The organism is Bradyrhizobium brasilense, assembly GCF_029714345.1.
Classification (GTDB): Bacteria; Pseudomonadota; Alphaproteobacteria; order Rhizobiales; family Xanthobacteraceae; genus Bradyrhizobium; species Bradyrhizobium australafricanum.
Genome location: NZ_CP121669.1, coordinates 8,529,389 through 8,545,918 on the forward strand (window position 1 = coordinate 8,529,389; position 16,530 = coordinate 8,545,918).

Genomic DNA, 16,530 nt, shown 5'->3' on the forward strand with positions numbered 1-16,530 from the left:
TCAGCGCCCCTTGGTCGGGATCTTGTTGTAGGGCACGTCCTTGTCGACACGGATGTCGCCGGGCAGGCCCAGCACGCGCTCGGCGATGATGTTGCGCAGGATCTCGTCCGTGCCGCCGGCGATGCGCATCGAGGGCGACGACAGCAGCATCTGCTGGAACTGGCCGTTGGCCTGCTCCTCATCGGCGCCGGTGAGGCTGCCCGCCGCGCCCTCGAGGTCCATCGCATAGGTCGCGATATCCTGCAGCATCAGGCCGGAGACGAGCTTGCCGATGGAGTTTTCCGGCCCCGGTCGCTCGCCCTTCGACAGCGCCGAAATGGCGCGGTAGCTGGTGTATTTCAGCCCGCTCGCCTTCACCGCCCAGCTCGCAAGCTTGGAGCGCACCGCCGGATCGTCGATCGCAAGACCGTCCTCCAGCATCAAATTGGAGCAGAACTCGAACATCTCGGGCACGCCGGTGGCGAGCCGCGCGCCGATCGACATGCGCTCGTTCATCAGCGTGGTCAGCGACACGCTCCAGCCCTCGCCGACCGCCCCCAGCCGCTGGCTGTCCGGGATCACGACGTCGGTGAAATAGACCTCGTTGAACTCCTGCATGCCGTTGGCCTGCTTGATCGGCCTGACCTCGACGCCGGGGCTCTTCATGTCGAGGAAGAACATCGTGAGGCCCTTGTGCTTGGGCACATTCGGATCGGTGCGCGCGATCAACAGGCCGTAGTCGGAGTAATGCGCGCCTGAGGTCCAGATCTTCTGGCCGTTGACGACCCAGTTGTCGCCCTTCTTCTCGGCGCGGGTGCGCAGCCCCGCGACGTCGGAGCCGGCCGACGGCTCGGAGAACAGCTGGCACCAGATCTCCTCGCCCGAAGCGAGCTTGGGCAGATAGCGGCGTTTTGCGTCTTCGCTGCCCCAGGCCATCACGGTCGGCCCGCACATGCCCTCGCCGATCTGGAACGGCTGGGTCAGCTTGCCGTAGACGCCCTCTTCCTGCTGCCAGATCACGCGCTCGATCGGGGTGGCGCCGCGACCGCCATATTCCTTCGGCCAGTGCAGGCAGGCCCAGCCGCCCTCTGCCTTCTTCTTCTGCCAGGCCTTGCCGACCTCGACCATGTCGTGCCTCGCAAGCCTGATGCGGCCGAGCGAGGACTTCGAGAGCTCCTCCTCGAACTCCTTCGGCGCGTTGGCCGCGATCCACTTGCGGGCGATGGCGCGGAACTCGGCTTCCTGCGGCGTGTCATCGAAATTCATGGCGAACCTCTTTTACGATCCTAGTGTCACTGTTTCCCCTCATGGTGAGGAGGCGCTTGCGCCGTCTCGAACCATGCAGCCCGACTGGGGCCTCATCCTTCGAGACGCCGCTGCGCGGCTCCTCAGGATGAGGTCATGAAGCTCTTCCCTTGGTCGGGATCTTGTTGAAGGGGACGTCCTTGTCGACCCTGATGTCGCCGGGCAGGCCCAGCACGCGTTCGGCGATGATGTTGCGCATGATCTCGTCGGTGCCACCCTCGACGCGGGTGCCCGGCGCGCGCAGCAGCATCGCCTGGAATTTGCCGGCGACCTCGGCATCCTCAATCCCGTTCAGCGCGCCGGCCGCGCCCTGCAGATCGAGCGCGTAGGTCGCGACGTCCTGGATCATCGAGCCGGCGACCAGCTTGCCGATCGAATTCTCCGGTCCCGGACGCTCGCCCTTCGACAGCGCCGAGATCGCGCGCATGCTGGTGTATTTCAGCCCGCTCGCCTTCACGGCCCAGTTGGCGAGCTTGGAGCGCACCGCGCGGTTCTCGATCACGGGGCCGTCCTCCAGCATCAGGCTGTTGCAGAAGTCGAACAGCTCGGGAAAGCCGGTGGCGACACCGGCGCCGATCGACATCCGCTCGTTCATCAGCGTGGTCAGCGACACGTTCCAGCCGTCATTGACATTGCCGAGCCGCTGCGAGTCCGGAATGCGCACGTCGGTGAAATAGACCTCGTTGAAGTCGGAGGCGCCGCTCGCCTGCTTGATCGGCCTGACCTCGACGCCAGGGCTCTTCATGTCCAGGAAGAACATGGTGAGGCCCTTGTGCTTGGGCACGGTCGGGTCGGTGCGGGTGAGCAAGATGCCGTAGTCGGAATAATGCGCGCCCGAGGTCCAGATCTTCTGGCCGTTGATCACCCACTCGTCGCCATGCTTCTCGGCGCGGGTGCGCAGGCCAGCGACGTCGGAGCCGCCGGCCGGCTCGGAGAACAGCTGGCACCAGATCTTCTCGCCGGAGGCAAGCGGCGGCAGATATTTGCGCTTCTGCTCCTCGCCGGCGAACGCCATCATGGTCGGGCCGCACATGCCGTGGCCGATGATGAACATCGAGCTAAGGCGGCCGAACGGGCCCTCCTCCTGCTGCCAGATCACGCGCTCGATCGGCGACGAGCCGCGGCCGCCATACTCCTTCGGCCAGTGCAGGCAGGCCCAGCCGGCATCGGCCTTCTTCTTCTGCCAGGCCTTCGCGACCTCGAGAATGTTGGCGCCCGTGAGCGCAACACGGCCGAGCGAGGCCTTGCGCAGCTCGTCCTCATGTTGCTTCGGTGCATTGGCCGCGATCCAGGCTTTCGCCTCGGCGCGGAATGCAGCCTCCTGCGGGGTATCGTCGAAATTCATGGTGGCTTTCTTTCCGTCATTCCGGGGCGATGCGCAGCATCGAACCCGGAATCTCGATTCCCAACCTCTGGATTCCGGGTTCGTGCTACGCGCGCCCCGGAATGACGAATCGTGTCCTTACGCCGCGTTCTTCTTGCGCATGCGGTCGATCAGCGCGTCTTCCCAATAGGACAGGCTGCCGAGGCCAAGCGCCACCGCATTGGCGCGGCGGTAGTACATGTGGCAGTCGAACTCCCAGGTGAAGCCCATGCCGCCATGAACCTGGATGTTGTTTTTGGCGCAGTGCTGGAACGCCTGCGTCGCGCTGATGCGCGCAGCGGCGGCGGCTTCCGGCAATTCGCCGGCATTGGTCGAGAGCGCCCAGGCGCCGTAGTAGCAATTCGAGCGCGCCAAGGTCGCCGACACATACATGTCGGCCAGCATGTGCTTGACCGCCTGGAACGAGCCGATCGGCCGGCCAAAGGCAATACGATCAAGCGCATAGTCGCGGCCCATCTCCAGCGCGCGGTCGGCGCCGCCGACCTGCTCGAACGCCGTCAACACGGCCGCGCGATCGAGCACCTGGGTGATCACGCTCCAGCCCTCGCCGGCCGCGCCGAGCGGCTCGGCCTTCGCATCCTTGAAGGTAAACTCGGCCTGGCCGCGGGTCAGGTCGATGTTGGTCAGCGACTTGATTTCGACGCCGCCGGCCTTGAGATCGACGATGAACAGGGAAATATCGGACTCGCGTCCGCTCGAGCCGGTGCGCGCGGCGACCACGGCGAAATCGGCGATCGCGCCATCCGGCACCGGCTTCTTGACGCCGTTGAGCACGCCGCCATTGGCCGTCACCTTGATCGCCTTCGGCGACGGGTTGCCCTTGCCCTCGAACAGCGCCAGCGTGCCGATGGCTTCGCCGGCGGCGATCTTCGGCAGCCACTTCTGCTTCTGCGCGTCACTGCCTGCGATCAGGATCGCTTCGGCGGCGAGATAGACGGTGGAGGAGAACGGCACCGGCGCCAGCGCGCGGCCCATTTCCTCCGCGATCACGCAGAGCTCGAGATGGCCGGCGCCCGCGCCACCGAACTGTTCTGGGATCGCGACGCCGAGGAAGCCCATCTCGGCGAGGCCCTTCCACAGCGCCTTGTCGTAAGGCGCCTTGCCGTCGAGCACCTCGCGCACGGCCTTCGGCGGGCACTGTTCGCTGAGGAACTTCCGCGCCTCGTCGCGCATCTGCTTCTGTTCGTCGGAGAAATCGAAATTCATGGCGCTTACCTTTTTCTTTCTGTCATTCCGGGGCGATGCGCAGCATCGAACCCGGAATCTCGACGTAAGGAACCTCTGGATTCCGAGTTCACGCTTCGCGTGCCCCGGAATGACGCGTTTGCTTTCGTAGGATCAGTTCAAGATGATCACGTCGTCGCCGGGCTTGCCGGCATACAGCTTCTCGACCAGTGCGGCGCGGCGTTCGAGGCCGGCGCGCTGGTTGATGTAGCCCTTGTCGGTGAGCTCGTTGCCGTCGATCGACGGCGGCTCGACCATCAGCATCGCACGCGCGATACGCATGCTGCTGCCGGTGGTGGACGCGTTGTGCGCCTGCAAGCCCTTCTTGAGGCAGGCAAGCACTTCGGGATGCCGGATCACGTCCTCGTAGCTGGCATCGGCATTGCCGACGAGCTGGCGGCAGGCGTGCAGGTTCGGCCAGCACAGCAGGCCGATGAACTCACGGTCCTGCCCCGCAACCAGCGCGTCATGCACGACCGGCGTCGCGGCTGATATCGCATCGGTGCGCAACGAGCCGACATGCACGAACGTGCCGGTGGTCAGCTTGAAATCTTCGACCACCCGGCCGGCAAAGATGATGCCCTGCAGCGGATCTTCGGGATCGACGAACACACCGGCATCGCCGATGCAGTAGAAGCCTTCCTCGTCGAACATCTTCGCCGCGAGGTCCGGCTGGCCGAAATAGCCTGGCGTGACGTTGACGCCGCGCAGCCGCAATTCATATTTCGAGCCGCACGGCACCATCTTCAGCTCGACGCCGGGGAACGGCAGGCCGATCAGGCCGACACGCTCGGTGTCCCAATAGGTGCCGGTCGAGGTCGGCGCGGTCTCGGTCGAGCCCCAGCCGGTGTAGAACACGATCCGCTCGCCCGTGGTCTTCACCGCCAGCGCCTGCATGCGGTCATAGAGATCGTCGGGCAGCCGCGCGCCGCCATAGGCCATGATCGAGAGGTTCTTGAAGAAGCTCGCGCACAGCGCCTCGTCCTTCTCCATCGCGGCGGCGAGCGCCGCATAGCCGGCCGGCACGTTGGCGTAATAGGTCGGCGACACCTCGCGCAGGTTCCTGATGGTCTCCTCGAGTTGGCCCGGCATCGGCCGGCCGTCGTCGATATAGAGCGTGCCGCCGTCGACCAGTACCGGATTGAACGCGGCGTTGCCGCCCATGGTGTGATTCCACGGCATCCAGTCGAGCACCGTCGGGATCGGTCCCTCCGCTTCACGCGGACGCACCTGCATCATCATCGCCGCGTTGGCGCACATCATCTCCTGGGTGTTGATGACGGCCTTGGGCATGCCGGTCGAGCCCGAGGTGAACAGCAGCTTGCCGACGGTCTTGGGCGTGATCTTCGCGATGGAGGCGCCGACCGCGGCCGTCACCGGCGTTGCCGCGAGGTCGGCAAAGGCCGTGCTCTTGATCCCCTCGCAGGGACGCAGGACGTGGACGACCGTGATGCCGGTGAGATCGATCGCCTTCAGCGCCTTCTCGAAGGTCGGGCCGTCCTGCACCATCACGACGGCCGGCTTGATCAGGTTGAACAGGTATTTGAGCTTGAGGTGATCCTGGCTCATCAGCGAGTAGGCCGGCGACACCGGCGCGGCCGGCAGCCGCGCCTGCATCGCGGCCTGCGTCATCAGCGCGTGCTCGATCGAATTGCCCGAGAGGATCGCGACGGGCCGGCCGTCGCCGACGCCGAGATCGAGCAGGCCTTGCGTCAGCGCATCGACGGTGCGCTTGGCTTCGCCATAGGAGACCTTGCGCCACTGCCGGTCGGGACCACCGCGTTGCGCGAGCCAGATCCGCTCCGGCGCCTGCGCCGCCCATTTGGCGAGATAAGCCGGAATATGCGTCTCGTAGGCCTGGAGCGGAATCCGCGACTTCAGGACGACGGTGCCGTCACCGCGCCGCTCGACCGCGACGTCACGTGCGAGCCAATCCACCTTGCGAAAGGCAGGTTTCGTCAGCATCGCCGCGTCTCCATCCATTTTGCGTCTCCCGGAATTCTTGTCCTTTAGAGGATCTGTTCTCAGCGCCTGATATAGACAGGCTTTCGTTTCTCGAGAAAGGCCCTGATGCCCTCCTGGAAATCTTCCGAGCGGCTGCACAGCACCTGATTGCGATCTTCCATCGCGATCACGGCCTCGATCGAGCCGGCATCGACGCTCATGTTGATGCATTCCTTCGAGAGGCGGAGACCGACCGGCGAGGCCGTCATCATCGCCTCGACATAAGGATTGGCCGCCGCATCAAGATCGGCGACCTCGACCACCTCGGACACCAGGCCGACGGCAAGCGCGCGGTCGGCATGGATGAAGCGCCCGGTGAGGATCAATTCGGACGCAACCGACACACCGACGAGGCGCGGCAGGAAATAGCTGGTGCCGATATCGCAGCCGCCGAGACCAAGCTTGATGAAGGCGCAATTCATCCGCGCGTTCTTCGCCGCGATGCGGATGTCGGCGGCAAGCGCCAGCGCGAAGCCGCCGCCGGCGGCCGCGCCCTGCACCAGCGCGATGATCGGCTGCGGAGCGCGCCGCATCAGCATCACGATGTCGGCGATGCGGCGCTGTGAGTCGAGCGACTCCGTCACGCCGGGCGGCTCGGTCTGTCCACCACGGCGCGCCATCGCGTGCTTGAGATCGAGCCCGGCGCAGAAATTCGCACCGGCGCCCTTCAGCACCACGACGCGGGTGTCGCGATTGCGCTGCAGGCCCTGGAAATAGACGTTGAGCGCGTCGATCAGCGAAGGATCGAGTGCGTTGAGGCTCTCGGGGCGATTGAGCGTGACCCAATCGACCCCGTCGTGATGTTCGATCAGCAGCGGCTGAGACACGCGCATGGTCCTCCCGACCGTTCAGCGAACGCGATGCTCGTTGCTGTGCCCTCTCCCCTTGTGGGAGAGGGCATGTTCGCTATTGCCTTGCATTCGGTTGGGTGAGGGGTCTGTCTCCGCGGAGAGAACCCCTCATCCGTCGCGGACTGCGTCCGCGCCACCTTCTCCCACAAGGGGAGAAGGGAAGTACGGCAGAGCCAGCGTTAGCGCGGCGCCATGCGGATGGCGCCGTCGAGGCGGATGGTCTCGCCGTTGAGCATCGGGTTCTCGACGATGTGGACCGCGAGATTGCCGTATTCCGAGGCATCGCCGAGGCGGGCCGGATGCGGCACCTGGGCGCCGAGGCTCTTACGCGCTTCCTCGTTCAGACCCATCAACAGCGGCGTCAGGAACAGGCCCGGCGCGATGGTGTTGACGCGGATCTTCAGGCTGGCGAGGTCGCGCGCGGCCGGCAGCGTGAGGCCGACGACGCCACCCTTCGAGGCGGAATAGGCGATCTGGCCGATCTGGCCTTCATAGGCCGCGACCGACGCGGTGTTGATCGCGACGCCGCGCTCCTCGCCGATCGGGGCTTCGGTCGCCAGCCGCTCGGCGAACAGGCGCAGCACGTTGAAGGTGCCGATCAAATTGACGTTGATGATGCGGACGAACTTTGCCAGCGGATAGACGCCGTCCTTGCCGACGATGCGCTGCGAACCGCCGATGCCGGCGCAGTTCATCAGCACGCGCGCGATGCCGTGCGCAGCCTCGGCCTTGGCGATCGCAGCCTTGATCGCGTCCTCGTCGGTGACGTCGGCATGCAGCGCGACGCCCTTCACCTCGGCGGCGACTTTCTCAGCGTTTTCCTTGTTCTGGTCGATCACGCCGATCTTGGCGCCCTTGGCGGCCATGGCGCGCGCGGTTGCGGCACCAAGGCCGGAGCCACCGCCGGTGATGAGAACGGCAACGTCTTTCAACTGCATGGATAAAACCTTTCCTTGGGCGTTTCTTCTCTAGACTCGAACTTTGTTATCCGGCGGCAACTACTGCCGTTTCCTTATCGGGATTGAGCACGCCGCCGAAGATCAAGGCTTCCATGTGCTTGATGTAATCGCGGCAGACCTCGTCGGTGACCGGACCGACGCCGACCGCGCGCGACATCGCGTGGCGGCCGAAGAACAGATGATCGCAGGCGCCGATCAGGCTGGTGTAGAACAGCACCGGATCGATCTTGCGGAATTCACCGGCCTTGATCCCTTCTGCGAGCAGCCGGCGGTGAAAATCCAACAGCGGCGCGACGAAGAATTTCGACACCTCGTTTGCGGCGGCAGGCGAACTCTCGTGCAGGAGATAATGGATCAGCCGGTTCATATAGGGGAACTGGTGATAGGCGCGGATGATGCCGCCGATATGCAGCCGCAATTTCGCGGACGGCGTGATCGGCTGGCTGATGAGATATTCGAGTTGCGATATCTCGGTGGCGGCGTCGCGCGCCAGCAGCGCCAGCAACAACCCGTCCTTGTTGCCGAAATGATATTTCACCAGCGCGGCGTTGACGCCCGACTTCTGCGCGATGTCGGACAACGAGACCTCGATCGAGGCGCGCTCGATCATCAGCTCACTGGCCGCAACCAAAAGCTTGTCGGCGGTGGCATTTTTGCCGGCCGGAAGTTTCGTCGGTACGCTGGTATTCAACTGCGCTCTGGTCCCGCTCTGTGTCAGGGGGTCGACGGTAAATCGAGGCCGCACATAAGCCCATGGCGGGGCCGCACTCAAGAGTTAATTGATTGATTGACTAAATGCTGAGCCACCCCTTAAATCCGGCCCAACTTTCAGACCGCCCAATCCGGAAACATCAGGGAGATCAGACATGGCCGAGGCATATATCGTCGCCGCCGCTCGCACCGCGGGCGGCCGCAAGGGAGGGCGTCTCGCCGGCTGGCATCCGGCCGATCTGGCCGCGACCGTGCTCGATGCGCTGGTCGAGCGCACCGGCGCCGACCCCGCGCAGGTCGAGGACGTGATCATGGGCTGCGTGATGCAGACCGGCGAGCAGTCCACCAACATCGCGCGCAACGCGGTGATGGCCTCGAAGCTGCCGGAGAGCGTGCCGGCGACCTCGATCGACCGCCAGTGCGGTTCCTCGCAGCAGGCGCTGCACTTCGCGGCGCAGGCGGTGATGTCTGGCACGATGGACTGCGTGATCGCCGCCGGCGTGGAATCGATGACCCGCGTGCCGATGGGCCTCACCTCCTCGCTGCCCGCCAAGAACGGCTTCGGCCACTACAAGAGCCCGGGCATCGAGGCGAAGTATCCCAACATCGTCTTCAGCCAGTTCACCGGCGCGGAAATGATGGCCGAGAAGTACGGCCTGTCGAAGGATGAGCTCGACGAATACTCCTATAACAGCCATCAGCGCGCGATCGCGGCCACGCAAGCCGGCCACTTCAAGGACGAGATCGTGCCGGTCATGATCACCCGCGCCGACGGCTCGACCGATACCCATCACATCGACGAAGGCATCCGCTTCGACGCCAGCCTCGACGGCATCAAGGGCGTCAAGCTGATCGCCGAGAACGGCAAGCTCACCGCGGCGAGCGCCAGCCAGATCTGCGACGGCGCCTCCGGCGTCATGGTCGTCAACGAGAAGGGCCTGAAGGCGCTCGGCGTCAAGCCGATGGCGCGCATCCATCACCTCACCATGATGGGCGGCGACCCCGTGATCATGCTGGAAGCGCCGCTGCCGGCAACCCAGCGCGCGCTGCAGAAGGCCGGCATGAAGATTGACGATATTGATCTCTTCGAGGTCAACGAGGCCTTCGCCTCGGTGCCGACCGCTTGGCTGAAGACCACCGGCGCCGATCCGGCCCGGCTCAACGTCAACGGCGGCGCGATCGCGCTCGGCCATCCGCTCGGCGGCAGCGGCACCAAGCTGATGACGACGCTGCTGCATGCCCTCAAGCAGCGCAACAAGCGCTACGGCCTGCAGACCATGTGCGAAGGCGGCGGCATGGCGAATGTGACGATTGTCGAGCGGCTGTAAGAAAAGTCCGCATCAGCGGCCACAACAATGATGTCGTCCCGGCGTAGGCCGGGACCCATAACCACAGCCGTTTGTGGTTAGGCGCGGCTGGGGCCACAACTCAGTCCAACAAGAAAAATTGGTGGTTATGGGTCCCCGCGTTCGCGGGGACGACCACTATTGATGCTCCGAGGAAACACAATGACCCATCCGTCGATCCACGCTCGCAGCCATCCGAACAAGATCGCCTACCAGATGGCGGGCAGCGGCAAGGCCATCACCTATCGCGAGCTCGACGAGCTTTCGAACCAAGGCGCGAATCTGTTCCGCTCGCTCGGCCTGAAGGCCGGCGACCACATCGCGCTGCTGATGGAAAACAGGCTCGCCTTCATGGAGATCTGCTGGGCCGCGCAGCGCTCGGGTCTCTATTACACGGCGATCAGCCGCTACCTGACGGAAGAAGAGATCGCCTACATCATCAAGGACTGCGGCGCGAAGGTGTTCATCACCACCCCGCAGTGCGCCGACAAGGTGAAAGGCCTGATCAAGGGCGAGGCGGGCGAGCCGCTGTTCTACATGATGGACGAGCCCGCACCGGGCTTCCGCTCCTACGACAAGGAAGCCGGCGCGCAGCCGACCACGCCGGTTGCCGACGAGGTCGCCGGCTACGACATGCTGTATTCCTCCGGCACCACCGGCCGGCCAAAGGGCATCAAGAAGCAGTTCGAAGGCAACCGGATCGACGTGCCGAACCCGTTCCTGCGGATTCTCACCGCAGACATGTGCGGCATGAATGCGGACAGCATCTATTTGTCGCCGGCGCCGCTCTATCACGCCGCCCCGCTACGCTTCAACATGATGGCCACCGTGCTCGGCGGCACCTCCGTCATCATGGAGCATTTCGACGCCGAGGAATTTTTGAAGCAGGTCGAGAAGCACAAGGTGACGCAGTCGCAGCTGGTGCCGACCATGTTCGTGCGCATGCTGAAGCTGCCCGACGAAGTGCGCACACGCTACAAAGTCTCGTCGCTGAAAGGCGCGATCCACGCCGCGGCGCCCTGCCCGGTCGACGTCAAGGCCAAGATGATCGAATGGTGGGGACCGATCCTGATCGAGTATTACGCCGGCTCCGAAGGCAATGGCGTCACGGTCTCGACCTCGCAGCAATGGCTGACCCACCGCGGCACGGTCGGCCGCGCGGTGGTCGGCAAGGTCAAGATCCTCGACGAGAACGACGAGGAAGCGCCGACCGGCCAGATCGGTCAGGTCTTTTTCGCCGACGCGCCGGCGTTCTCCTATCACAACGATCCGGAGAAGACGAAGAAGGCCTACAACACCAAGGGCTGGTCGACGCTCGGCGATGTCGGCTACCTCGACGAAGAGGGCTTCCTCTATCTGACCGACCGCAAGAGCTACATGATCATCTCCGGCGGCGTGAACATCTATCCGCAGGAGACCGAGGACGTCCTGATCACGCATCCGGCGGTGTCCGACGTCGCGGTGTTCGGCGTGCCGAACGAGGAGATGGGCGAAGAGGTCAAGGCCGTGGTGCAGCCGCACGACATCACCAGGGCCGGCAAGGAGCTCGAGGCCGAGCTGATCGCGTTCTGCCGGCAGCACTTGTCGCCGATCAAATGCCCCAAGAGCATCGACTTCGAGCAAGAGCTGCCGCGTACGCCGACCGGCAAACTGGTGAAGCGCCATCTGCGCGACCGCTATTGGCCGAAGGCTCCGGCGAAGGCGTGAAACTCTTACCCTCCCCTGAAAGGAGAGGGTCGGTTCGCATGCAGCGAAGCGAAATGCGAAACGGGGAGGGGTCAGGTCTCTCCACGAATACCTTTCGAGTGGAGAGACCCGACCCCTCCCCGCCGCTCATTTCATTCGCGTCGACCCTCCCCTTTCAGGGGAGGGTTAAGACACCACCGTATGTCAGAGACACGCTACGCTTCGTCATGTCGCGAATCTTATGCAAACCTACAAATCCTCCGCCGGTGCGCACGCGACCGATGCCACGGCACGCAAATGCAGCTGGCCGTGCTTGCCCGATGCCGTGGTGGTCCATTGCGCATCGATCTGCTGAAAATCTTCCGACAGCTTGCCGCGATGACTGCCGTCGGTTTCGAACGCCCCGTTGCCATCGGGCGAGCGTTCGAAGATCTCGACCTCGAGATCGGACAGCCGGACGAACATCTGCACGCCGATCTTGGTCAGTTGGCGACCGACCTCATATGAACCGCAGCCGCGCGCTTCCGCGTTCTGCTCGTTCAGGGCCTGCACTTTGTCGAAGGTAATGACGACGTTCTGCACCGTGTTGTCGCCGTCCCACAGGAATTCGCCGACATAGGCGCGTGGCAGTTTCTCGGTGAGCTGCCTGATGTCGGCGGCACGCACCGCCGACATCAGCACCAGGCTTGCCGCCACGATCATCACGCCGAGACGCGACATCCAGCCGGGCAGCTCTGCAATCCTCGCGTGGCGCATGCGGTATGCATCCCCTGGGCAAAATTGCTATCGTTCAATAATAGCCGCCAGCATACAGCCAAATGCGCTGGTTCTGCGGCGATGCCCAACAGGTGATCTGCACAATGGAAGCCCTCCCCGACGTCCCGCTCCCCTCAACCATCCGCTCGCGTTATGTCGACGGGATCAACGGCCTGCGCATGCATGTGCTGGAAGCGGGCTTTGAAACATCCGGCCGACCCTGCCTGTTGCTGCTGCACGGCTTTCCCGAGCTGGCGTTCTCCTGGCGCAAGGTGATGCCGAAGCTCGCCGCTGACGGCTACCACGTGATCGCGCCGGACCAGCGCGGCTATGGCCGCACCACCGGCTGGAGCGCGGAGTATGACGGCGATCTCGCGTCGTTCCGCCTGCCCAATCTGGTGCGCGATGCGCTCGGGCTGGTCGCAGCGTTCGGCTACAAGCAGGTCGATGCCGTGATCGGGCATGATTTCGGCTCGTCGGTTGCGGCGTGGTGCGCGCTGATCCGGCCCGACGTGTTCCGCGCGGTGGTGATGATGAGCGCGCCGTTTTCGGGGCCGCCGGCGCTGCCGTTCAACACCGCGAGCGCGCAGGCAAAGCCCGCGACCGAGGACCCCGTGCATCGTGAGCTCGCCGCGCTGCCGCGGCCGCGCAAGCACTACCAATGGTACTATTCGACGCGCCCGGCCAATGACGACATGCATCGCGCGCCGCAGGGCGTGCACGACTTCCTGCGCGCCTATTACCACCACAAGAGCGCGGACTGGAAAGACAACAAGCCATATCCGCTGCAATCCTGGTCGGCGGGCGAATTGGCGAAACTGCCGACCTATTACGTGATGGATTTCGCCAAGGACATGGCCGCCACCGTCGCCGAGGAGATGCCGTCGCGCGAGGCGATCGCCGCCAACACATGGCTGCCGGATAGCGAGCTCGCTTATTACAGCGCCGAGTATCAGCGGACCGGATTCCAGGGCGGGCTGCAATGGTATCGCTGCGGCACCTCGGGCGCGTTCACTCCGGAGTTGCAGATCTGGAGCGGCCGCACGATCGACCAGCCGTCCGCCTTCATCTCGGGCAAGCAGGATTGGGGCACCTATCAGCGGCCCGGCGTGTTCGATGCGATGCAGACGAAAGCCTGCACCAACATGATCGGCTGCCATCTGGTCGACGGCGCCGGCCACTGGGTGCAGCAGGAACAGCCGGATGAGGTGAGCCGGCTGCTGCTCACATTCCTGCGAGACGCCGGCGCACAGCGCTAGGCATCCGTTCGGCGGTCGCGTCGCATCCCGTTGATCTCAGGCGTTTTCTTCGCTCAACCCGCGCGGCTTGCCAGTGCTGCGGCAGCGAATCCGGGCCGATCCGGATTTGACCCGGCGCCAGTGCAACCCTATAGTTTAGAACTATTCTAATTCTAAACTCCGTGAACAAGGCGTTGCCGTGAAGAATTTTGCCGATCTGACCGAGCGCGAGGTGCTGGCGGTCGCGATCGCCTCCGAGGAGGAGGACAGCCGCATCTACATGACGTTCGCGGAGGATCTCGCCGGGCGCTATCCCGACACCGCCAAGATTTTCGAGGAGATGGCCGAGGAGGAGCGTGGCCATCGCCACCGGCTGCTCGAAACCTACGAGCAGCGCTTCGGGGCGCATCTGCCGCCGATCCGGCGCGAGGACGTCAAAGGCTTCCTGCGCCGCCGCCCGATCTGGCTCACCAAGAACCTGCCGCTCGACACCATTCGCAAGGAAGTCGAGACCATGGAATTGGAGGCCGAGCGCTTCTATGCCAAAGCCGCCGAGAAGGCCGAGGATGTCGGCGTGCGCCGCCTGCTCGGCGATCTCGCCGAGGAGGAGAAGGGCCACGAGAAGCTCGCGGTGAAGCTAACCGGCGAGATCCTCAAGCCCGACGTGCGCGCGGAGGAAGACCGCACCCGGCGGCGGATGTTCGTGCTGCAATATGTGCAGCCGGGCCTTGCCGGATTGATGGACGGCTCGGTCTCGACCCTGGCGCCGCTGTTCGCCGCCGCCTTTGCCACGCATCACAACTGGCAAACCTTCCTGGTCGGGCTTGCCGCCTCGATCGGCGCCGGCATCAGCATGGGCTTTGCCGAAGCGCTGTCCGACGACGGCTCGCTGACCGGCCGCGGCTCGCCCTGGCTGCGCGGCCTGACCTGCGGCTTGATGACGACGCTCGGCGGGCTCGGCCACACCATTCCCTATCTGGTGCCCGACGCCTGGCCGAACGCATTCTGGATCGCGACCGCGATTGCCGGCATCGTGGTGTTCTTCGAATTGTGGGTGATCGCCTTCATCCGCGCGCGCTACATGGACACGCCGTTCCTGCAGGCGGTATTCCAGATCGTGCTCGGCGGCGCGATCGTGCTCGCGGTCGGCATCCTGATCGGCGCGGCGTAGCAACGGTTGAATTCTCCCTCTCCCCGTTCTTACGGGGAGAGGGTTGGGGTGAGGGGCCATATCCACACGTGACGCAAGTGGACGTACCTGTACCCCCTCACCCGCCGCGCAAGCGCGCGGCGACCTCTCCCCGCAAGCGGGGCGAGGTAAAGCAGAGCAATTCCGATCAAACACGGCGACGACGTCACGGCTACAGCGCTTGCGGGCGGCAACCAAACTGCCCATCATCGCGCCAACAACAAACCAGGAGCACGCCGTGGCCAAATCGCAATACAGCTTCAAGACCGCCGTCGAATTGTCGGAGGCGCTGCGTAACAAAAAGGTCTCGGCGGTTGAACTCGCACAGGACGCGATCGGCCGCATCGAGCGCCACGACGGCAAGGTCAACGCGGTCTGTGTGCGCGATTTCGAGCGTGGCCTCGCCGCCGCCCGCGCCGCTGATGCCGCGATCGCGCGCGGCGAGCACAGGCCGCTGCTCGGCATCCCCATGACGGTGAAGGAATCCTACAACGTCGCCGGATTGCCGACGACCTGGGGCTTCCTGCCGCAAAAGGACTTCGTCCCGACCGAGGACGCGCTATCAATTCAGCGGGTGAAGGATGCCGGCGGCGTGATCCTCGGCAAGACCAACGTGCCGGTCGGGCTTGCCGACTGGCAGAGCTACAACGAGATCTACGGCACCACCAACAACCCCTACGACCTCGGCCGCACGCCGGGCGGCTCGTCCGGCGGATCGTCGGCGGCGCTCGCCGCGGGCTATGGCGCGCTGTCGCTCGGCTCCGACATCGGCGGCTCGCTGCGCGTGCCGGCGTTTCATTGCGGCGTCTATGCGCACAAGCCGACCTTCGCGCTGCTGCCGTCGCGCGGCCACACCGCGCCGCCGGCACCGCCCATCATCTATGAGCGCGACCTTGCGGTGACCGGCCCTATGGCGCGCGGCGCGGCCGACCTGTCGCTGCTGCTCGACGTGATGGCCGCTCCCGATCCGCTCGATGCCGGCAAGGCCTATCGCCTCGACCTGCCGGCGGCGCGCCACGCCAGCCTGAAGGATTTCCGCATCCTCGTGATCGACACCGATCCGGTGCTGCCGACCGACAAGGCGGTGCGCGGCAGCATCGACAAGCTCGCGAGCCACCTCGACAAGGCCGGCGTGAAGATATCGCGTTCGAGCCCGCTGCTGCCGGATTTCGCGACGTCCTCGCGGCTCTATATGCGGATGCTGCTGTCGTTCCTCGCCGCGACCTTCCCGCCGGAGGTCTATGCCGGCGCCTGCGCGGCGGCGGCCGCGCTGCCCGCCGGCGACAACAGCCTGCAGGCCGAACGGCTGCGCGGCATCGCGCTCAGCCACCGCGACTGGGTACAGGCGACAGTCGTCCGCTCGCGGCTGCGCGCGCAATGGCGCGAGCTGTTCAAATCGTTCGACGCGGTGATCTGCCCGATCATGCCGACGCCGGCCTATCCGCACGATCATGAGCCCGACCAGGAGCAGCGGCGGATATTGATCGACGGCGAGCCCTACATCTATACCGACCAGCTCGCCTGGCCCGGCATCGCGACCCTGCCCGGCCTGCCTTCGACCGCGATCCCGACCGGCTTTGCGCCCGACGGATTGCCGGTCGGCGTGCAGATCGTCGGCCCCTGGCTCGAGGACCGCACGCCGCTCAAGCTCGCCGAGCTGATCGAGCGCGAATTCGGTGGCTTCGTGCCGCCGAAGATGTTCGATGATTGATCAGCGGTCATTGCAGAGCGACGAAGGGCACCTAACTCTATCGCCGTCACCCTGAGGAGCGCGCCGTTGCGCGCGTCTCGAAGGGTCGACGGCCCGACTGCGGGCCGTGCATCCTTCGAGGCTCGCAAGAGCTCGCACCTCAGGATGACGGTATACAGCGCTCGCGCAGCAATGACGAACAACAGCA

General features: G+C 64.8%; 13 protein-coding genes. 5 read left to right on the forward strand and 8 right to left on the reverse strand.

Annotated features, from left to right (window positions below; genetic code table 11):
• The 7 genes from QA635_RS39560 to QA635_RS39590 form a co-directional block, all read right to left on the reverse strand.
• Nucleotides 1-1,245 carry an acyl-CoA dehydrogenase gene (locus QA635_RS39560; RefSeq protein ID WP_283065365.1) on the reverse strand — a complete coding sequence of 415 codons (1,245 nt, stop codon included), beginning with the start codon at nucleotides 1,243-1,245 and terminating at the stop codon, nucleotides 1-3.
• Between the two features lie 133 nt (nucleotides 1,246-1,378).
• Nucleotides 1,379-2,629: an acyl-CoA dehydrogenase gene (locus QA635_RS39565; protein WP_283065367.1), complete on the reverse strand. Its 1,251-nt coding sequence runs from the start codon at nucleotides 2,627-2,629 to the stop codon at nucleotides 1,379-1,381.
• A gap of 117 nt (nucleotides 2,630-2,746) precedes the next feature.
• Nucleotides 2,747-3,874, reverse strand: coding sequence for an acyl-CoA dehydrogenase family protein (locus QA635_RS39570; protein ID WP_092085302.1), 1,128 nt, complete (start codon nucleotides 3,872-3,874; stop codon nucleotides 2,747-2,749).
• A 132-nt stretch (nucleotides 3,875-4,006) separates the two neighbouring features.
• Nucleotides 4,007-5,875, reverse strand: a complete 1,869-nt coding sequence (locus QA635_RS39575; protein WP_283065370.1) for an AMP-binding protein — start codon at nucleotides 5,873-5,875, stop codon at nucleotides 4,007-4,009.
• Between the two features lie 41 nt (nucleotides 5,876-5,916).
• The gene (locus tag QA635_RS39580) at nucleotides 5,917-6,723 is read right to left on the reverse strand and encodes an enoyl-CoA hydratase/isomerase family protein (protein WP_168858655.1); all 807 of its coding nucleotides are present in this window, start codon (nucleotides 6,721-6,723) and stop codon (nucleotides 5,917-5,919) included.
• Nucleotides 6,724-6,926: 203 nt separating this feature from the next.
• A complete protein-coding gene (locus tag QA635_RS39585; protein WP_016847447.1) occupies nucleotides 6,927-7,685 on the reverse strand; it encodes an SDR family NAD(P)-dependent oxidoreductase in 759 nt (252 codons plus the stop codon).
• 46 nt (nucleotides 7,686-7,731) lie between these two features.
• Nucleotides 7,732-8,397, reverse strand: coding sequence for a TetR family transcriptional regulator (locus QA635_RS39590; RefSeq protein WP_283065373.1), 666 nt, complete (start codon nucleotides 8,395-8,397; stop codon nucleotides 7,732-7,734).
• A 175-nt stretch (nucleotides 8,398-8,572) separates the two neighbouring features.
• Between QA635_RS39590 and QA635_RS39595 the strand changes: the two genes are divergently transcribed.
• Entirely contained in the window at nucleotides 8,573-9,745 is a 1,173-nt protein-coding gene (locus tag QA635_RS39595; RefSeq protein ID WP_283065375.1) for an acetyl-CoA C-acetyltransferase, read from the forward strand.
• A 180-nt stretch (nucleotides 9,746-9,925) separates the two neighbouring features.
• Entirely contained in the window at nucleotides 9,926-11,470 is a 1,545-nt protein-coding gene (locus QA635_RS39600; RefSeq protein WP_283065377.1) for an acyl-CoA synthetase, read from the forward strand.
• A gap of 228 nt (nucleotides 11,471-11,698) precedes the next feature.
• Here the strand turns inward: QA635_RS39600 and QA635_RS39605 are convergent, their stop codons facing one another.
• On the reverse strand, nucleotides 11,699-12,205 hold the full coding sequence (locus tag QA635_RS39605; RefSeq protein ID WP_283065379.1) for a hypothetical protein: 507 nt from the start codon (nucleotides 12,203-12,205) through the stop codon (nucleotides 11,699-11,701).
• A 104-nt stretch (nucleotides 12,206-12,309) separates the two neighbouring features.
• On the opposite strand from QA635_RS39605, the gene QA635_RS39610 reads away from it, so the two are divergent.
• The 3 genes from QA635_RS39610 (at nucleotide 12,310) to QA635_RS39620 (ending at nucleotide 16,343) form a co-directional block, all read left to right on the forward strand.
• Nucleotides 12,310-13,464, forward strand: coding sequence for an alpha/beta fold hydrolase (locus QA635_RS39610; RefSeq protein ID WP_283065381.1), 1,155 nt, complete (start codon nucleotides 12,310-12,312; stop codon nucleotides 13,462-13,464).
• Between the two features lie 178 nt (nucleotides 13,465-13,642).
• Nucleotides 13,643-14,614, forward strand: coding sequence for an iron exporter MbfA (gene mbfA, locus QA635_RS39615; protein WP_283065383.1), 972 nt, complete (start codon nucleotides 13,643-13,645; stop codon nucleotides 14,612-14,614).
• 256 nt (nucleotides 14,615-14,870) lie between these two features.
• Complete coding sequence (locus tag QA635_RS39620) at nucleotides 14,871-16,343, forward strand: amidase (RefSeq protein ID WP_283065385.1); 1,473 nt, start codon at nucleotides 14,871-14,873, stop codon at nucleotides 16,341-16,343.
• Nucleotides 16,344-16,530: the final 187 nt, after the last annotated feature.